We start from the raw sequence: 18432 nt of genomic DNA, 5'->3' as shown, positions 1-18432 counted from the left end.
CTGTTGAACCGGCAAGATAATGCCGAATTCCATGATTTATGTAAAGAACCGTTGGTGATTTTGCCAACGCTTCGCCGTGCGTCGCGCCATTGCGCGTGCATTACGGAAAAATTCGGGTGTTTTTTGACGTCTGCGGGGGATTAGCGGGCTAAGAATCTGTAGCAATTGGCTGCTGATGCACAACTGATACAGCTTCGGGAAATGTATGAGATTCCCAACCTGGCAATTCCGGCTCGCCACAGCGAAGCGCGGACGACATACCAAACTCGCTTATTGTATCACTTTTGTCGGGAATTGTGTGCAAAACATCTGCGGGGAGGGTCAAAAAAGGGTTTGTGTTTGCCAGCAACCCGCCAAAACAGGCTGCCACGCCAGTGTTTGCACGTACTGTAAATAATCGACACGTGGGATTTCAACGGCGCCCAATGAGGCGGTATGCGGGTTCAATACCTGGCAATCAATCAAACGGCCCTGATGAGCCAGAAAATGTTGAGAGAAAACCCATAACGCGGTTTTTGACGCATTCTCCTGACGGCTGAACATTGATTCACCGCAGAAAATTTGCCCAAGTGCCAGACCGTACATGCCGCCGACTAAACGATGATCGCTCCAGACCTCAATGGAATGGGCATGACCCAGCTCATACAAGCGCAGCCAGGCGCGCTTCACTTCAAACGTAATCCACGTCCCTTCCTGACGACCGCTGGCACAGCCCTCAAGCACCTGCGGAAACGCATGATTCATGGTGACACGAAAAGGGGAGCGACGATGAAAGCGCGCCATGCTCCGGCTGAGATGGAAAGATTCCGGCAACATCACAGCACGTGGATCCGGCGACCACCACAAAATCGGGTCACCGGGGGAGAACCACGGAAAAATACCGCGCTGATAGGCATTCATCAGGCGGGCAGGGGAGAGATCGCCACCCATCGCCAACAGTCCATTTGGCTCGCGCAGCGCCATCTCTGGCGGTGGAAAATTTAACGAATCCCGTGAAAGCTGTACCAGTCTCATTGCGTCATTTACCCTTCGGGCTAGTCGCTTAGACTATAGCGCAAAGCGCTGCTGGAAACGCCAGTAGCGACCCGCTTTTGAGATTAATTCGTCGTGTGAGCCCGATTCAATAATCTGTCCTCGATCCATAACGCAAATTCGATCCATCTTCTCAAGGCCGCTTAAATGGTGCGTCACCATGACCAGCGTTTTATCACTCGCTACCTGTTGCAACAGCGCTAAAATCTGCTGTTCGGTGGTGGCATCAAGCCCTTCTGTGGGTTCATCCAACAGCCACAAATCACCGTTATGCAGCAGCGCGCGGGCGATGGCCAAACGGCGCAGTTCACCGCCTGATAGCGGGCGACCGCCTTCCCCCATCCACGCATTAAGTCCTTCATCATGCTCAACTAAATGGCTGAGACCTACCTGGCGCAAAACATCCTGCAACTGTGTGTCGCTGGCCATTGGGTTAGCCAACAGTAAATTGTCACGCAGCGGCTGACTAAACAGATGGACGCGCTGGGTAACAACGCTGATACGCTGGCGCAGGCTGGTTTCATCCCATTCATTAATCGGGATCGCGTTGAGCGCGATTTCACCTTGCTGCGCTTCCCAGCCGCGCGTGATCAACGCCAGCAGGCTGGATTTCCCGCAGCCGGTGGGGCCGAGCAACGCCAGATGTTCACCGGCTTTGAGATGAAGTGAAAAGTGGTTAAGCACCGGCTCTGGCCGCTGTGGGTAACGAAAAACAATATCTTCCAGCGTAAGCGAAATGCCGGGCTGAGAATGTATCGTTGCGTCCGGGAAACGGATTTGCGGCTCCTGCTCAATGATCTCCTGCACGCGTTGTGCCGCCCCCGTGACCTGAGCCAAAGGCAGAAATGCACCGGCAACCGGGGCCAGCGCTTCAAATGCCGCCAGACCGCAGAAGACAAACAGCGCGATGAATGCACCGGGCGCTGCGTTATCTCCCACCCCCGCGGCTGAAATCCACAGCAGGAGCACCACCGTTGAACCACTGATCAGCAGCAGCACACTCTGCGCGACGGCCTGCAGACGATGCTGGCGGCGTTGAGCCTGCTGCCAGGCTTTTTCTTCATCATCGAGGTGAGTGCGCCACAGCGTCGCCGCACCATAAATGTGTAATTCAGCCAGCCCGCTCACCCAGCGTGTGAGTTGCAAGCGCCAACTGGCCTGGCGTTGCGAGATTTGCTGGCCAGCAGAAGTTCCGAGCCGCCAGAACAGAGGCGGGAGGATGATTAATGTCAGCAGCATGATGCCACCCAGCAGCAAAGCCAATGGCACATCCAGATAGGCCAAACCGCAGGTGACGATAATAATGACAACGGCGGCACCCAGCAGCGGCGAAATCACCCGCAGGTAAAGATGATCCAGCGTATCAACATCGCTAACAAAGCGGTTCAGCAGATCGCCCTGACGAAAGCGCGCCAGCTGCTCTGGTGCCAGCGCAATCAGCTTGCTGAAGGTGAATACGCGCAAATGCTGCAATACCCGGAATGTTGCATCGTGACTGACCAGACGTTCAAAGTAACGGGATGCCGTGCGGGTAATGGCCGCGCCGCGCACGCCTGCGGCGGGCAGCATGTAGTTAAAGCTATACAGGCCCGCCACACCCGCCAGCGAGGAGGCGGCAAGGAACCAGCCAGACAAGGTAAGCAGGCCGATGCTGGCCAGCAAGGTCGCGATCGCCAGGATGATGCCTAAACCTAAACGCCAGGGGTGACGGCGATAGAGACGCAAGAACGGCAATAAATTTTTCATCAAACAATCTCCTGCTGGCGGTGCTGCGCCATCTCGCGCAGCGGACCCTCTTGATCCTTCAATTGTTGCCAACTGCCCTGCTGTACCAATTGCCCGGATTGCATGACCCACACTTCATCCCAATCGGCGAGCGCATTGAGCTGATGCGTGATCATCAGGGTGGTTTGCTGGGTAGCCGCCTGATGCAGCGCATGCATGACATGTTGCTCGCTTTGGCTATCCAGTCCGGAGCCAGGCTCATCCAACAACAGGAGCTGTGCGGGCTTCAACAGCGCCCGCGCCACCGCAACGCGCTGCGCCTGACCAACAGAAAGCCCTAATCCACCATCGCCCAGTGGCGTGTCCAACCCTTGCGGAAGTTGTGCCAGAAAATCATTCACCCCCGCGCGTTGCAGCACATTCGTGAGCGTGATGTCATCAACCGTTCGGTTCAGTAACAGGTTTTCGCGCAGCGTTGACGCAGGCAAATGGGGATTTTGTCCCACCCAAGCCACATGGTGATGCCAGTTGTCACGGCTGATATCACGCAGTTCGTGACCGTTGACGCGTAGCGAACCCTGATAAGGCAGAAAGCCGAGTAGCACGTTCATCAACGCCGTTTTACCGGCACCACTTTGACCAATCAACGCGATGCGTTTGCCGGCTGCGAGAGTGAAATTAAGAGGTTGAGACAGCGGCTCACCGCGGGCTGTCATGACAATCAAATCCTGCGCCAGCAGCGTCAATGGTGTATCAAATGCTATTGAGGTAGAAGACTGAGCCGCGTCGATATCAGGGCTTTCTGTCAGGAAGCTGTCCAGTGCATCTGCCCCGCCAACCGCCTGTGCTTTAGCGTGATAAAAAGTGCCGAGATCGCGTAGAGGCTGGAAAAATTCCGGTGCCAGAATCAGGGCCAGGAATCCGGCAAACAGCGTGACGCCGGTTCCGTAATGCCCAAAGTTGAGTTCGCCAAGGTAGGAAAAACCGAAATAAACCGCGACGACGGCAATTGCCAGGGAAGCGAAGAATTCCAGAACGGCCGAAGAGAGGAAGGCCAGGCGCAACACTTCCATGGTGCGCTGACGGAAATCCGTGGTGCTTTCGGCAATCGCATGCTGTTCGGCTTTGGCGCGATGAAACAAGCGTAGGGTTTCGCGCCCGCGCAAGCGATCATAAAAATCGCCACTCAGTCGAGCCAGCGCCTGAAAATTTCGACGGTTAGCTTCTGCCGCACCCATGCCGACCATCGCCATAAACAGCGGAATGAGCGGTGCGGTTGCGAGTAGAATCAGACCGGCGGCCCAATTGACGGGGAAGATAGCAATCAATATGGCAAAGGGAATAAACACGGCCAGCGACATTTGCGGAATATAGCGCGCGTAATACTCCTGCATCTCTTCAATCTGTTCCAGCAGCAGTGTTGCCCAACTTCCCGCGGGTTTGCCCTGAATCCAGGCAGGGCCTAACGCATTCAGTCTATCCAGCACCTGCTGGCGCAAAGCACGGCGAATCGCAACACCCGCCTGGTATCCTGCCATTTCGCGCGCATAATTCAGCCCGGCGCGCAGGACAAAGCAGAGCAACAGCAGCATAAAATCCGCAAGCAGTGAGCCGCGTGGCTGTTGCGCCACAATCAAATTTTGCAACAACGAAGCCAGCAACCAGGCCTGAACAATAATGACCAGCGCCCCGGCTAAACCGAAAAGCGATGCTGCACGTAAACTACGTGCGCCGTGAATGCGTTGCTGACGAAGCCAGCGGAGAAGGTGTTGCTGCCGTGATTTATCCATGCGAAGCCGTTTGATCACTGATGGAGAGAGGCAAATACCGGATCAATTGTCCGGACATCCTGAGCGCATGAACTGTAGCACGCAGGTCATAAAAAAGGCGACCAATATAGGTCGCCTCTCAGCAATTATGATCAGCTTATTAACAACTTACTTATCGTTTTTAACCAAGCCATCAAGATAACGTTCTGCATCCAATGCTGCCATACAGCCGGTGCCTGCAGAGGTAATTGCCTGACGATAGATGTGGTCCATCACGTCGCCCGCAGCGAATACGCCAGGAATGCTGGTTTGTGTCGCGTTACCGTGCAGGCCGGACTGCACTTTGATATAGCCGTTTTCGAGCGCTAACTGACCATCAAAAATAGCCGTGTTAGGGCTGTGGCCGATAGCCACAAACAGACCCGCAACATCCAGGGTCGACGGCGCTTCACCCTTGGTCGAGAGTAATTTCAGGCCGGTTACGCCCATCTGATCGCCAACCACTTCTTCCAGGGTGCGGTCGGTGTGCAGCACGATATTGCCGCTGCTGACTTTCGCCATCAGACGGTCAATCAGGATTTTTTCAGCACGGAAGCTGTCGCGGCGGTGAATCAGATGCACTTTTGACGCGATGTTGGCCAGATACAGTGCCTCTTCAACCGCAGTGTTACCGCCACCAATGACAGCGACTTCCTGGTTGCGATAGAAAAAGCCGTCACAGGTCGCGCAAGCGGACACGCCTTTACCTTTAAAGGCTTCTTCAGAAGGCAGACCGAGGTAACGTGCTGACGCCCCCGTTGCGATGATCAGTGCATCAGCGGTGTATTCGCCACTGTCGCCCGTCAGGCGGAAGGGACGGTTCTGCAAATCCACAGTATGGATGTGGTCGAACAAGATTTCGGTGTTGAACTTCTCGGCATGCTCATGCATGCGCTCCATCAGCGACGGACCAGTCAGATCGTGCGGGTCGCCAGGCCAGTTCTCCACTTCAGTAGTGGTGGTGAGCTGACCACCTTTTTCCAGTCCGGTAATCAATACCGGATTCAGGTTGGCGCGCGCTGCATACACTGCAGCGGTATAACCGGCAGGGCCGGAGCCCAAAATGAGCAGCTTACTGTGTTTGGCCGTACTCATGCGTTCCTCAGTTTTTTTCTGACAACATAGTTTTTGATTGTAGGGAAATTAGCGACGCAAAAAAAGGTTTCAGCGATTTTGTTAACAATCGCTGCAAGCGGCGTAGTCGATGAGGCGCAATTTTGCACGTCTGTTGCGCCAAAAGGGGGCAATGCTCGGCAATTTCTGGTGCAGCAGTATAAAAATTCTTATTAAAAAACAGCATCCCAGCACTCTGTCTGGCATCTTGTACTGAATTTGGATGTTTTACTTTGACAATCGCCTGCTGTTTTGCGAAAACATTACCAGAAGCAGAGAATATTTAGCGGCGCAAAACAGAATTTCATTTCTGTTTTGCGTGTTTTTGCCAGATAAACTCAGTCTGACATTGGTAATGACGCATGGTGTGGACAGACAACATGCGTCATACGGATGGCCGCATTACTGCACAGACTTATAGGCTTCGCTTAAGTAAGGCCCTGAACAATGAGCGTTTTCAGGGTGTGGCAGGTAAAGGGAAGGAATTAAGAGAGACAATAATAATGGTAGACAATAAGAAACGCCCCGGAAAAGACCTGGATCGTATCGACAGAAACATTCTGAATGAATTGCAGAAAGACGGTCGTATTTCCAATGTTGAGCTTTCGAAACGTGTTGGGTTATCACCTACACCGTGTCTTGAGCGTGTGCGTCGCCTGGAGCGTCAGGGCTTCATTCTGGGTTATACCGCACAGCTGAACCCGCATTATCTGGACGCTTCACTGCTGGTGTTTGTTGAGATTACTCTGAATCGTGGTGCGCCCGATGTGTTTGAGCAATTTAACGCCGCAGTGCAAAAACTTGAGGAAACTCAAGAGTGTCACCTCGTTTCCGGTGACTTTGACTACTTGCTGAAAACCCGTGTACCGGACATGTCCGCCTATCGTAAGCTCTTGGGTGAAACCTTGCTGCGCCTACCGGGCGTGAATGACACCCGTACTTACGTGGTAATGGAAGAGGTCAAACAGAGCAATCGTCTGGTGATCAAAACCCGTTAGTGCAGGGCAGGTGCAAAGCTTGCAGGAATTCGGTACACTCCTGTGAATTCATACAGGATCAGCGTCGGGCTTGCCCGACGCTGTTTCCTTCTTAATTTACAGGCACCTGGAGAGTTCTCTTGAGCCAGGAATATACAGAAGATAAAGACGTTTCGTTACAACCGCTGAGCAGTGGACGCAGGCTGCTGGAAGCGTTACTCATCCTTGTGGCCCTGTTCGCCATCTATTTGATGGTGTCGCTGGTTAGCTTCAACCCTTCAGATCCAAGCTGGTCGCAGACCGCCTGGCATGAGCCGATTCATAATTTAGGCGGCAGTGTTGGCGCATGGCTGGCGGATACCTTGCTGTTCATTTTTGGCGTGATGGCCTATGCCATTCCTCCCGTCATTATTGGGCTGTGCTGGATTACGTTCCGTCAGCGCGATCGTCAGGATTACATCGATTACTTTGCCGTTGGTTTACGTTTGATCGGCGTTTTGGCTTTGGTGGTCACCACCTGCGGCCTGGCGGCGCTCAACGTGGATGACATCTGGTACTTTGCTTCCGGCGGCGTGATTGGCAGCTTGGTCAGCAATGCGATGGCACCGTGGTTCAGTTCCGCGGGCGGCACCTTAACGCTGCTGTGCGTCTGGGCTGCGGGTATTACGCTGTATACCGGCTGGTCCTGGCTTACCATTGCCGAAAGGATTGGCGGTGTGGTGATGGGCGTGCTGACCTTTGCCAGCAATCGCTCGCGCCATGACGAACCCTGGCAAGAAGATGACGAGTACGAAGACGAGGAGCAGGCAGAAGATGCCGCGCCTCCGTTACGTGCTACGCAAGCCCATCATGACGCTGATGACGTTCTGCTGGCTAAACCACGTAAAATCGCCGAGCCCATTGCGGAAGAACTGGCGGATGATCCGCTGTTGGCGAAAGCCAGTGCAGCAACAGCCACGGCTATTGCGGTTACCACAGAAGCCGCACAACAGGCTCCGACTGCTGTGCAACCTGCGGTCAGTTCGCCAACTGAATCCTCTGTTGTGACGCCTCCGGTGAACGCTTTGCCAACCGAACCTGTGCCAGTAGCACCTGTTGCGGCTGCTCCCGAGCCAGTGATTCAGCCTGCGCCACCGTTGTATCGTTTTGAAGTGCCGAATGAACCTGCGTCAACGCCCGCTCCATTCTCACTGGCTGATGAGGATGATGGCCCGCGCATGGGCAACTGGCAGGATGCGGCATCCTCGTCTGCTTCTCTCAATACTGCCGCAGCGGCAGCAGCGGGCATGGCGGCGGTGAAGAGCGCGTCAGCTTACACACCGGCTTTTGATATTGTCCCTGAGCGAGATTACAACCCGCAGGTGAAGCAGGGTATTGGTCCTGAATTACCGCGTCCGAATAAAGTCAAACTGCCAACCCGTCGTGAACGGGCTTCTTATGGCATTAAACTGCCATCTCAGCGTATGGCGGAAGAAAAGGCACGAGAAGAGGCGGAGCAGACGTTGCCAGAAATGACGGCAACCTACCATGCACCGCAACATGATCATGATGATGATGCCGCACTGCAGCAGGCACAGTTGCGTCAGGCCTATGAATCTCAACAGCAGCAGCGTTATGGCGACAGCTGGCAGCAGCAACCGGAAGAGGATGATGAAGAGGCGTTGCATCAGGCGCAGCTCGCGAATCAGTTTGCGGCACAGCAGCAACAGCGCTATCAGCCATCAGATGCCAGTGATGGCCCGGTATTTAGTCTTGATACCTCGTCAGCCTTTGATTTTTCGCCGATGAAAGATTTGGTTGATGACGGTCCAAGCGAGCCGCTGTTTACTATTGCCGCGACGCCAGAACCGGAAGCGCCATCGCAATGGCAGCAGCCTGCAGCGCCGCAACCGGAAACCCTGCCATCGTTGACTGAGCAGAACAGCCCATGGTCTTCGGCTGAGCCGGAAAGTTATGCTGCACCCAGCGAAACGCCAAAACCGGCTACGCCAGCGCAGGACAGCCTGTTCCATCCGTTCCTGGTGCGTCATGAGCGGCCACTGGAAAAACCGTCTACTCCATTGCCAACGCTCGATTTACTGACTTCGCCGCCTTCGGAAGAAGAGCCGGTGGATATGTTTGCCCTTGAGCAAACTGCGCGTCTGGTTGAAGCGCGTCTGGCTGACTATCGTGTGAAAGCGGAAGTGGTGGGCATTTCGCCAGGCCCGGTGATCACCCGTTTTGAACTCGACCTTGCGCCGGGTGTGAAAGCCGCTCGTATCTCTAACCTGTCACGCGATTTAGCGCGCTCACTCTCTGCGGTTGCAGTGCGTGTGGTGGAAGTGATTCCGGGCAAGCCTTATGTCGGGCTGGAGTTACCGAACAAGCACCGCCAAACCGTGTATCTGCGTGAAGTACTGGATTGCGATAAATTCCGTGATAATCCTTCACCGCTCTCTGTGGTGTTAGGTAAAGATATTTCGGGTCAGCCGGTTGTTGCGGATCTGGCGAAAATGCCTCACTTACTGGTTGCGGGTACCACCGGTTCCGGTAAGTCAGTGGGCGTTAACACCATGATCATCAGCATGTTGTATAAAGCCACGCCGGAAGAAGTGCGCTTTATCATGATCGACCCGAAAATGCTGGAGCTGTCGGTTTATGAAGGTATTCCTCATTTACTGACTGAAGTTGTTACCGACATGAAAGATGCCGCCAACGCGCTGCGCTGGAGTGTGGGTGAGATGGAACGCCGCTACAAGCTGATGTCAGCACTCGGCGTGCGTAATCTGGCGGGTTATAACGAGAAGATTGAGCAGGCAGCGGCGATGGGCCGTCCGATTCCTGATCCGTTCTGGAAGCCGGGCGACAGCATGGACACGACGCCGCCGGTACTGGAGAAACTGCCTTATATCGTGGTGTTGGTGGATGAATTCGCCGACCTGATGATGGCGGTAGGTAAGAAAGTGGAAGAGTTGATTGCTCGCCTCGCCCAGAAAGCGCGTGCAGCGGGTATTCACCTGGTGCTGGCAACGCAACGCCCGTCAGTGGATGTGATCACCGGCTTGATTAAAGCCAACATTCCAACCCGTATTGCTTTTACCGTTTCCAGTAAGATTGACTCGCGTACTATCCTGGATCAGGGGGGCGCAGAATCGCTGTTGGGGATGGGTGACATGCTTTATATGCCGCCAAACTCCTCGATGCCAGTCCGTGTTCACGGCGCCTTCGTGCGTGACCAGGAAGTGCATGCGGTGGTGCAAGACTGGAAAGCACGCGGACGTCCGCAATACATCGACAGCATCACGGCGGGTGAAGAGAGCGAAACTGCTGCAGGTGGGCTGGACGGCGATGAAGAACTGGATCCGCTGTTCGACCAGGCCGTCTCGTTCGTGGTGGAGAAACGTCGCGCCTCGATTTCGGGTGTCCAGCGTCAATTCCGTATTGGTTACAACCGTGCTGCACGTATTATTGAACAGATGGAGGCGCAGGGAATTGTGTCTGAACCGGGTCATAACGGTAACCGTGAAGTCCTCTCCCCGCCGCCGCATGAGATGTAATCTTGTGTCAGCAGTGAGCTATATTCGGGCCAGTTAACACTGGCCCGTTGTTTATCTGCGAAACGATCCCCATATCTTCGGGAGCTTTCGGCTTTTTCTCCTGTCGAACTGACAGGGCGGCAACTACGTTTAATGCGGTAAGTGTCGGGAAACCATGAATAAGGAATCGAATCAGATGAAATTACGCGTTATTGCCTGCGGCCTGTTGGCCAGTTTTGTCTCTGCATCGGTATTGGCGGATGCGTCCAGCGATTTGCAACAACGTCTGAACAAGGTGAACAGTTTCCATGCCAGCTTTAGCCAGAAGGTCACCGACGGTAGCGGTGCCAATGTGCAGGATGGGGAAGGGGAACTGTGGGTTAAGCGCCCAAGCCTGTTTAACTGGCACATGACCGCACCAGACGAAAGCGTCATCATCTCTGACGGTAAGAATCTGTGGTTCTATAACCCCTTTGTTGAGCAGGCGAGCGTCAGCCTGTTGCAGAATGCCACCAGCAACACCCCGTTTATGTTGATTGCGCGTAACCAGCCAAGCGACTGGCAGCAGTACAACATCAAGCAGCAGGGCGACAACTTTGAACTGACGCCGAAAAGCAGCGACGGCAATCTGAAACAGTTCACCATCAATGTTTCTGCATCCGGCACCATTAATAAATTCAGCGCGATTGAACAAGATGGCCAGCACAGTGACTACCAGCTAAAAAGTCAGAAAAATGGCGCGATTAGCCCGGATAAATTTACCTTTACGCCGCCTAAAGGGGTAACGGTCGACGATCAACGTCAGTGAGGTCAGCGTGAGTAACCTGTCCCTTGATTTCGCCTCTTCGAATGAGTTTCAACCCCTGGCCGCGCGTATGCGGCCAGCAACGTTGCAGCAGTATATCGGGCAACAGCATCTGCTGGCGCCGGGCAAACCGCTGCCGCGTGCTATTGAAGCCGGGCATCTGCATTCGATGATCCTCTGGGGGCCGCCAGGAATAGGGAAAACCACGCTAGCTGAGATCATCGCGCATTATGGTCAAGCAGACGTTGAGCGCATCTCTGCGGTGACGTCTGGCGTGAAAGAGATCCGAGAGGCAATTGAGCGTGCGCGTCAGAATCGTCAGCTCGGACGTCGCACCATTTTGTTTGTCGATGAGGTGCATCGCTTCAATAAAAGTCAGCAGGATGCCTTCTTGCCGCATATTGAAGATGGCACCATCACCTTTATTGGCGCCACCACAGAAAATCCCTCATTCGAACTCAACTCGGCATTGTTGTCGCGTGCGCGTGTTTATCTGTTGAAATCCCTCACCACCGAAGACATTGAACGGGTGTTAACACAAGCCATGCAAGACAGCGACCGTGGTTATGGCAACAGCGATATTCTGTTGCCGGATAACACGCGTCGGATGATTGCTGAACTGGTCAATGGTGATGCGCGGCGGGCGCTCAATACGCTGGAAATGATGGCCGATATGGCAGAGAGCAATGCACAAGGCCTGCGCGAGCTGACGCCGCAACTGCTCAATGAAGTGTCCGGTGAAAGGGCGGCGCGTTTTGATAATAAAGGTGACCGCTTTTACGATCTGATTTCCGCACTGCATAAATCGGTGCGTGGATCGGCGCCGGATGCCGCGCTCTACTGGTACGCACGCATTATCACCGCAGGGGGCGATCCGCTTTACGTGGCGCGTCGCTTACTGGCCATCGCTTCCGAAGATGTCGGTAATGCCGATCCGCGTGGCATGCAGGTGGCGATTTCAGCCTGGGATTGCTTTACCCGTGTTGGCCCCGCAGAGGGCGAACGCGCGATTGCGCAAGCGATAGTTTATCTGGCTTGTGCACCGAAAAGTAATGCCGTGTATACCGCTTTCAAGGCGGCGATGCGTGATGCGCGCGAATCGCCGGATTATGATGTGCCAGAGCATCTGCGCAATGCCCCGACCAAATTAATGAAAGAGATGGGGTTGGGTAAAGAGTACCGCTATGCGCATGACGAGCCTAATGCCTACGCCGCCGGTGAGGTGTTCTTCCCGCCTGAAATGGCGCAAACGCGCTACTATCAGCCAACCAATCGGGGGCTTGAAGGGAAAATTGGCGAAAAACTCGCCTGGCTGGCTGAACAGGATCAAAATAGCCCGATAAAACGCTACCGCTGATAAAGACCTTACGGTAAGGTGAGCAAGTATTTCAATGCATTCCAGTGGGATGCATCCCTTCATTCGTTCAATCAACCTTAATTACACAGGATAAGCATGCTCGATCCCAATCTGCTGCGTAATGAGCCAGACGCAGTCGCAGAAAAACTGGCACGCCGAGGATTTAAACTGGATGTGGAAACGCTTCGCTCCCTCGAAGAGCGTCGTAAAGTCCTGCAAGTAGAAACTGAAAACCTGCAGGCAGAGCGTAACTCCCGATCCAAATCCATCGGTCAGGCCAAAGCGCGTGGGGAAGACATCGAGCCACTGCGTCAGGAAGTGAACGCGCTGGGCGAACGCCTGGATGCGGCCAAAGCGGAACTGGACACGCTGCAGAACGAAATTCGTGATTTTGCGCTCTCTCTGCCTAACTTGCCGGTCGATGAAGTGCCGCTGGGTAAAGATGACAGCGAGAATCAGGAAGTCAGCCGCTGGGGCCAGCCGCGCCAGTTTGATTTCCCGGTAAAAGACCACGTTGAGCTGGGTGAAGCGGTAAAAGGCCTGGATTTTGCGTCCGCAGTGAAACTGACAGGATCTCGCTTCATTGTGATGCAGGGCCAGATTGCACGTCTGCACCGCGCTCTGAGCCAGTTCATGATTGACCTGCACACCGAGCAGCACGGTTATCTTGAGACCTACGTGCCTTATCTGGTCAACCGTGAAACCCTGTTTGGTACAGGTCAACTGCCGAAGTTTGGTGAAGACCTGTTCCACACTAAGCCACTGGGTGAAGAAGCCGGTAGCAGCAACTATGCGCTGATCCCGACCGCAGAAGTGCCGCTGACCAATCTGGTACGTGACGAGATCGTCGAAGAAGAAGATCTGCCGATCAAGCTGACGGCGCATACACCTTGCTTCCGTTCAGAAGCGGGTTCATACGGACGCGACACCCGTGGTCTGATCCGTATGCACCAGTTCGACAAAGTAGAGATGGTGCATATTGTTGCGCCAGAAACCTCGATGGATGCGTTGGAAGAGTTGGTCGGACACGCTGAGAAAGTCTTGCAGCTGCTGAATCTGCCTTATCGTAAAGTATTGCTGTGCACCGGTGATATGGGCTTCGGCTCTGCCAAAACCTACGATCTGGAAGTGTGGCTGCCAGCGCAAGATACCTATCGTGAAATCTCCTCTTGCTCAAATATGTGGGATTTCCAGGCGCGTCGCATGCAAGCGCGTTGCCGCAGCAAAGCAGACAAAAAACCACGCCTGGTTCACACCTTGAATGGTTCTGGTCTGGCTGTAGGCCGTACTTTGGTTGCGGTACTGGAAAACTACCAGCAAGCTGATGGCCGCATTGAGGTGCCAGAAGTGTTGCGCCCTTATATGGGCGGTCTGGAAATGATTGGTTAATCGAGACTTTCCCAGTAAAAACCCGGCTATGCCGGGTTTTTTATTGTCTATAACTCAGGGATTATTTTTTAGTAAGAATTAATCAGAAATAAACGTTATCGTCAGTAGATGGCCTTAAAAGACTAAAATCTATAAATTCATACAGATAGCTATCGTCCCATCGTGTGAGATATATCCTCTAACCTGCTGAAGATAAAAAAAATAAATTGTTCTGCAGCAAATTGTGCGGCGACTATTTTTTGCACATTGACTTTAAAATAGCGAATGGCAAACTGCGCGCAATTATCTACATTTCTTTGGTTTTAATCCCTATGTCAACCTGGTCGCGCCCCGTCGTGTTGCTGCTCTGCGGCTTAATGCTCATGACGGTGTCTATTGCTGTGCTTAATACGCTGGTACCGCTTTGGCTTACACATGATCAACTGCCGACCTGGCAGGTGGGGATGGCCAGCTCAGCCTATTACACCGGCAACCTGCTCGGGACCTTGCTGGCAGGCTGGCTTATCAATCGCTACGGATTTAATCGCTGTTTTTATCTGGCGAGCGTGCTGTTTGCTTTGGCGACCATGGGTATGGCGCTATTAGACGGTTTCTATAACTGGACGTCTCTGCGTTTCATGGCTGGCTTAGGTTGCGCACTGATCTGGGTTGTGGTGGAGAGTGCATTGCTGTGTAGCGGCACGGTACGCAATCGCGGCCAATTGTTAGCGGCCTATATGATTGTTTACTACCTGGGCACGGTTGCGGGTCAGCTTTTGGTTAGCCGTGTCTCGACTGAGTTGCTGCACGTTATTCCGTGGGTGACCGCACTGATTATTTGTGCCGTGTTGCCAGTGGTATTCCTGCGTGTGAATGCTGGAGCTGCAACAGAAGAGGCATCGACCGGACGTATCTGGACTATGTTGCGTCGTCGCAGTTCTCGTCTGGGTATTAACGGCTGTGTGATTTCAGGCATTGTGCTGGGATCGTTGTATGGACTGATGCCACTCTATTTGTCCCATCAGGGAATGAGCGATGCCACCGTCGGATACTGGATGGCATTACTGGTGAGCGCAGGCATCGTAGGGCAGTGGCCGGTCGGACGCCTGGCTGACCGCTTTGGCCGCTTAATGGTTTTACGCGTGCAGGTGTTTGTCGTCATTCTGGGTGCGATTGCCATGCTGGGTGATACCGCCATGGCACCCGCGCTGTTTGTGTTGGGTCTGGCAGGTTTTACCCTCTACCCGGTTGCGATGTCGTGGGCATGCGAGACCGTGGCTCACCACGAGCTGGTCGCGATGAATCAGGCTCTGCTGTTTAGCTATACCGTTGGCAGTTTAGTTGGGCCTGGCATGACGTCGATGCTGATGCAGAACTACTCCGATCGCCTGCTGTTTGTGATGATTGCGGTGGTGGCACTGGTGTATTTGGTGATGCTGCTGCGCAAGGCCGATCAGCATGCCACCCCAGTGGCACATGCTTAACGGCAAAAAGAAGGGGGAGCGATTGCTCCCCTTATGCCATTTAGTACATCACCTCGTGACCATAGCTGGTGAGAATATTTTTGACCCGTTCCATGGTCTCTTTACTCGGTGGCTTCACGCCATCAAGCTTGTACTCTTCCCCCATCGCTATCCATTTGTGTTTGCCTAATTCGTGGTAGGGCAACAACTCAATCTTCTCGATGTTGTCCATATCTTTGGTGAACTCACCTAAGCGATGTACTGAGTCGTCATCATCGGAATAGCCAGGCACCACGACAAATCTAATCCAGGTGCGTTTACCTTTCTTTTGCAGATATCGGGCGAAGTCCAGCGTGCGGTGATTGGACACCCCGACCAGAATCTGGTGAACATCGTCATTGATTTGCTTCAGGTCGAGCATCACCAGATCGGTGGCATCCAGCAACTCATCAATCACCGGATCGTAGCGACGGACAAAACCGTTGGTGTCGAGACAGGTATGAATCCCTTGTGCTTTGCAGGCGCGGAACCAGTCACGCACAAACTCGGCTTGCAAAATCGCTTCTCCGCCAGACGCGGTAACACCGCCGCCAGAGGCTTTCATAAAGTGGCGATACGACAAGACATCTTTCATCAGGTCTTCAACGGTGACCTCTTTGCCGCCATGCGTGTCCCACGTATCGCGGTTATGGCAATAGAGGCAGCGCATCAGGCAGCCCTGGAAGAAAGTGATAAAACGGATGCCGGGCCCGTCAACGGTGCCGCAAGATTCAAATGAGTGGATACGACCAATGGTGGACATTGCGATGAGTTCTCCGGTTTAGCCTCAACATCAGGCGGCACAATCTGTGTTGTGCTCTGGGATTAAAGTCGATTTTGCCAGGTTGCCATCACCAGCAAACTGGCAAAACAGACTTGTGGAGAAAAGGCTCCCGCAGGAGCCTTTTACATCTCTGGAAGAATTACAGAGACTGCGTGAAGGTACGGGTAATAACGTCTTGCTGCTGCTCTTTAGTCAGCGAGTTGAAGCGCACAGCATAACCGGAAACACGGATGGTAAGCTGAGGGTATTTCTCAGGGTGTTCCATCGCATCCAGTAGCATTTCACGGTTCATGACGTTGACGTTAAGGTGCTGGCCGCCCTCAATGTTCGCTTCGTGATGGAAGTAACCGTCCATCAGACCGGCGAGGTTGGTTTTACGCACGTTGTCATCTTTACCCAGCGCGTTTGGCACGATGGAGAAGGTATAAGAGATACCATCTTTAGCGTAGGCAAACGGCAGTTTGGCAACCGAGGTCAGTGAGGCAACGGCACCTTTCTGATCGCGACCGTGCATTGGGTTAGCACCCGGTCCAAATGGCGCACCGGCACGACGACCATCTGGGGTATTACCGGTTTTCTTACCATAAACAACGTTTGAGGTAATGGTCAGCACTGACTGAGTAGGTACCGCATTACGGTAGGTTTGCAGTTTCTGAATTTTTTTCATGAAACGTTCAACCAGGTCACAGGCCATGTCATCAACACGTGAATCGTTGTTGCCGAACTGCGGGTATTCGCCTTCGATTTCGAAATCCACGGCCAGGCCATCAGCATCACGCACGGTTTTCACTTTCGCATATTTGATAGCTGACAGGGAGTCGGCAGCCACTGACAGGCCCGCGATACCACAAGCCATGGTGCGATAAACGTCACGGTCATGCAGCGCCATCAGTGAGGCTTCATAACTGTACTTATCGTGCATGTAGTGGATGATGTTCAGCGAGGTGACGTACTGTTTCGCCAGCCAATCCATGAAGTGATCCAGACGCGCCATAACGGTATCGAAATCCAGGATTTCGTCAGTGATTGGCGCTTCTTTTGGACCCACCTGCATTTTCAGTTTTTCGTCCACACCACCGTTGATTGCATACAACAATGTTTTTGCCAGGTTGGCGCGGGCACCAAAGAACTGCATTTGTTTACCGACAATCATTGGGCTGACACAGCAGGCGATGGCATAGTCATCGTTATCAAAGTCAGGACGCATCAGGTCATCATTCTCGTACTGCAATGAGGATGTGTCGATAGAGACTTTGGCCGCGTATTTTTTGAAGTTAACGGGCAGTTTTTCCGACCACAAAATGGTCATGTTAGGCTCAGGCGATGGGCCCATGGTGTACAGCGTATTCAGGAAGCGGAAGGTGCTTTTGGTGACCAATGTACGGCCATCTACACCCATACCTGCAAGGGATTCGGTTGCCCAGATAGGGTCACCAGAGAACAGTTCATCGTACTCTGGGGTACGCAGGAAACGCACCATACGCAGTTTCATCACCAGGTGGTCAATCAGCTCCTGCGCGCCTTCTTCACTCAATTTACCGGCTTTGATGTCGCGATCGATATAAACATCAAGGAAGGTGGATACGCGACCAAATGACATGGCTGCGCCGTTTTGAGATTTCACAGCGGCAAGGTAACCGAAGTAGGTCCACTGTACCGCTTCTTGCGCCGTCACGGCTGGCAGAGAGATATCGCAACCATACTTAGCGGCCATCTCTTTGATTTGGCCTAATGCACGGTGTTGTTCTGAGATCTCTTCACGCAAGCGGATGGTGGCTTCCAGATCGACACCGTTCTCCATATCACTTTGCAGTGAATTGAATTGTGCCACTTTATCTTTCATCAGATAGTCGATGCCGTACAGCGCCACGCGACGGTAGTCACCAATAATACGACCACGACCATAAGCATCTGGCAGACCGGTCAACACACCGGATTTACGGCAGCGCAGGATATCTGGGGTGTAGACATCGAACACACCCTGGTTATGGGTTTTACGATAATCGGTGAAGACTTTTTTCAGCGCAGGATCGAGTTCACGTCCGTAGACTTTGCAAGACCCCTCAACCATTTTGATGCCGCCAAATGGGATAATGGCACGTTTCAGCGGTGCTTCAGTCTGCAGACCAACGATGGTCTCCAGAGATTTATTGATGTAACCCGCGTCATGAGAGGTGATAGTTGAAGCCAGGTCGGTATCAAAATCGACCGGAGCGTGGGTACGGTTCTCAATTTTGATGCCTTCCAGCACGCTGTCCCACAATTCTGTGGTGGCTGGTGTTGCGCCCGCCAGGAAAGATTCGTCACCTTCATACGGGGTGTAGTTTTTCTGGATGAAGTCACGGACGTTGACACTGTTCTGCCATTCGCCGGCGCTAAATCCTTCCCAGGCTGACGCCATTTTTTCGTTAAGTTCGGACATGATATACCTGCCTTATTTAGGGAG

General features: G+C 53.3%; 12 protein-coding genes. 6 read left to right on the top strand and 6 right to left on the bottom strand.

Features of this window, described 5'->3' with window-relative positions; translation table 11 throughout:
* Nucleotides 1–321: 321 nt before the first annotated feature.
* The 4 genes from aat to trxB form a co-directional block, all read right to left on the bottom strand.
* Nucleotides 322–1014, bottom strand: coding sequence for a leucyl/phenylalanyl-tRNA--protein transferase (gene aat, locus ACPUC8_RS05230; RefSeq protein ID WP_039332385.1), 693 nt, complete (start codon nt 1012–1014; stop codon nt 322–324).
* A 33-nt stretch (nt 1015–1047) separates the two neighbouring features.
* A complete protein-coding gene (gene cydC / locus ACPUC8_RS05225; protein ID WP_494925686.1) occupies nt 1048–2778 on the bottom strand; it encodes a heme ABC transporter ATP-binding protein/permease CydC in 1731 nt (576 codons plus the stop codon).
* Nucleotides 2778–4547, bottom strand: coding sequence for a heme ABC transporter permease/ATP-binding protein CydD (cydD, locus tag ACPUC8_RS05220; protein ID WP_494925685.1), 1770 nt, complete (start codon nt 4545–4547; stop codon nt 2778–2780). Before cydD ends, cydC begins: the two co-directional genes overlap by 1 nt.
* A 147-nt stretch (nt 4548–4694) precedes the next feature.
* Complete coding sequence (gene trxB / locus ACPUC8_RS05215) at nt 4695–5660, bottom strand: thioredoxin-disulfide reductase (protein ID WP_039332392.1); 966 nt, start codon at nt 5658–5660, stop codon at nt 4695–4697.
* A gap of 521 nt (nt 5661–6181) precedes the next feature.
* Between trxB and lrp the strand changes: the two genes are divergently transcribed.
* From lrp to ACPUC8_RS05185, 6 genes are all read left to right on the top strand, one after another.
* Nucleotides 6182–6676 (top strand): leucine-responsive transcriptional regulator Lrp, encoded by a 495-nt coding sequence (gene lrp / locus ACPUC8_RS05210; RefSeq protein ID WP_006118610.1) that lies wholly within the window; start codon nt 6182–6184, stop codon nt 6674–6676.
* A 119-nt stretch (nt 6677–6795) separates the two neighbouring features.
* Nucleotides 6796–10191: a DNA translocase FtsK 4TM domain-containing protein gene (locus ACPUC8_RS05205; protein ID WP_494925684.1), complete on the top strand. Its 3396-nt coding sequence runs from the start codon at nt 6796–6798 to the stop codon at nt 10189–10191.
* A gap of 175 nt (nt 10192–10366) precedes the next feature.
* Nucleotides 10367–10978, top strand: coding sequence for an outer membrane lipoprotein periplasmic chaperone LolA (lolA, locus tag ACPUC8_RS05200; protein WP_039332399.1), 612 nt, complete (start codon nt 10367–10369; stop codon nt 10976–10978).
* Between the two features lie 7 nt (nt 10979–10985).
* A complete protein-coding gene (locus ACPUC8_RS05195) occupies nt 10986–12332 on the top strand; it encodes a replication-associated recombination protein A (RefSeq protein WP_039332401.1) in 1347 nt (448 codons plus the stop codon).
* A gap of 96 nt (nt 12333–12428) precedes the next feature.
* Nucleotides 12429–13721 (top strand): serine--tRNA ligase, encoded by a 1293-nt coding sequence (gene serS, locus ACPUC8_RS05190; protein ID WP_039332403.1) that lies wholly within the window; start codon nt 12429–12431, stop codon nt 13719–13721.
* A 311-nt stretch (nt 13722–14032) separates the two neighbouring features.
* Complete coding sequence (locus ACPUC8_RS05185; protein WP_039332452.1) at nt 14033–15184, top strand: MFS transporter; 1152 nt, start codon at nt 14033–14035, stop codon at nt 15182–15184.
* Between the two features lie 40 nt (nt 15185–15224).
* Here ACPUC8_RS05185 and pflA read toward each other — a convergent pair whose 3' ends face one another.
* Together pflA and pflB are read right to left on the bottom strand one after the other, a co-directional pair.
* A complete protein-coding gene (gene pflA / locus ACPUC8_RS05180) occupies nt 15225–15965 on the bottom strand; it encodes a pyruvate formate lyase 1-activating protein (RefSeq protein WP_039332405.1) in 741 nt (246 codons plus the stop codon).
* A gap of 160 nt (nt 15966–16125) precedes the next feature.
* Nucleotides 16126–18408: a formate C-acetyltransferase gene (pflB, locus tag ACPUC8_RS05175; protein WP_039332407.1), complete on the bottom strand. Its 2283-nt coding sequence runs from the start codon at nt 18406–18408 to the stop codon at nt 16126–16128.
* Between the last annotated feature and the right edge of the window lie 24 nt (nt 18409–18432).

The sequence above is a fragment of the Pantoea sp. CFCC18177 genome (assembly GCF_059412425.1).
This window is presented reverse-complemented; position numbering and strand designations above follow the sequence as displayed.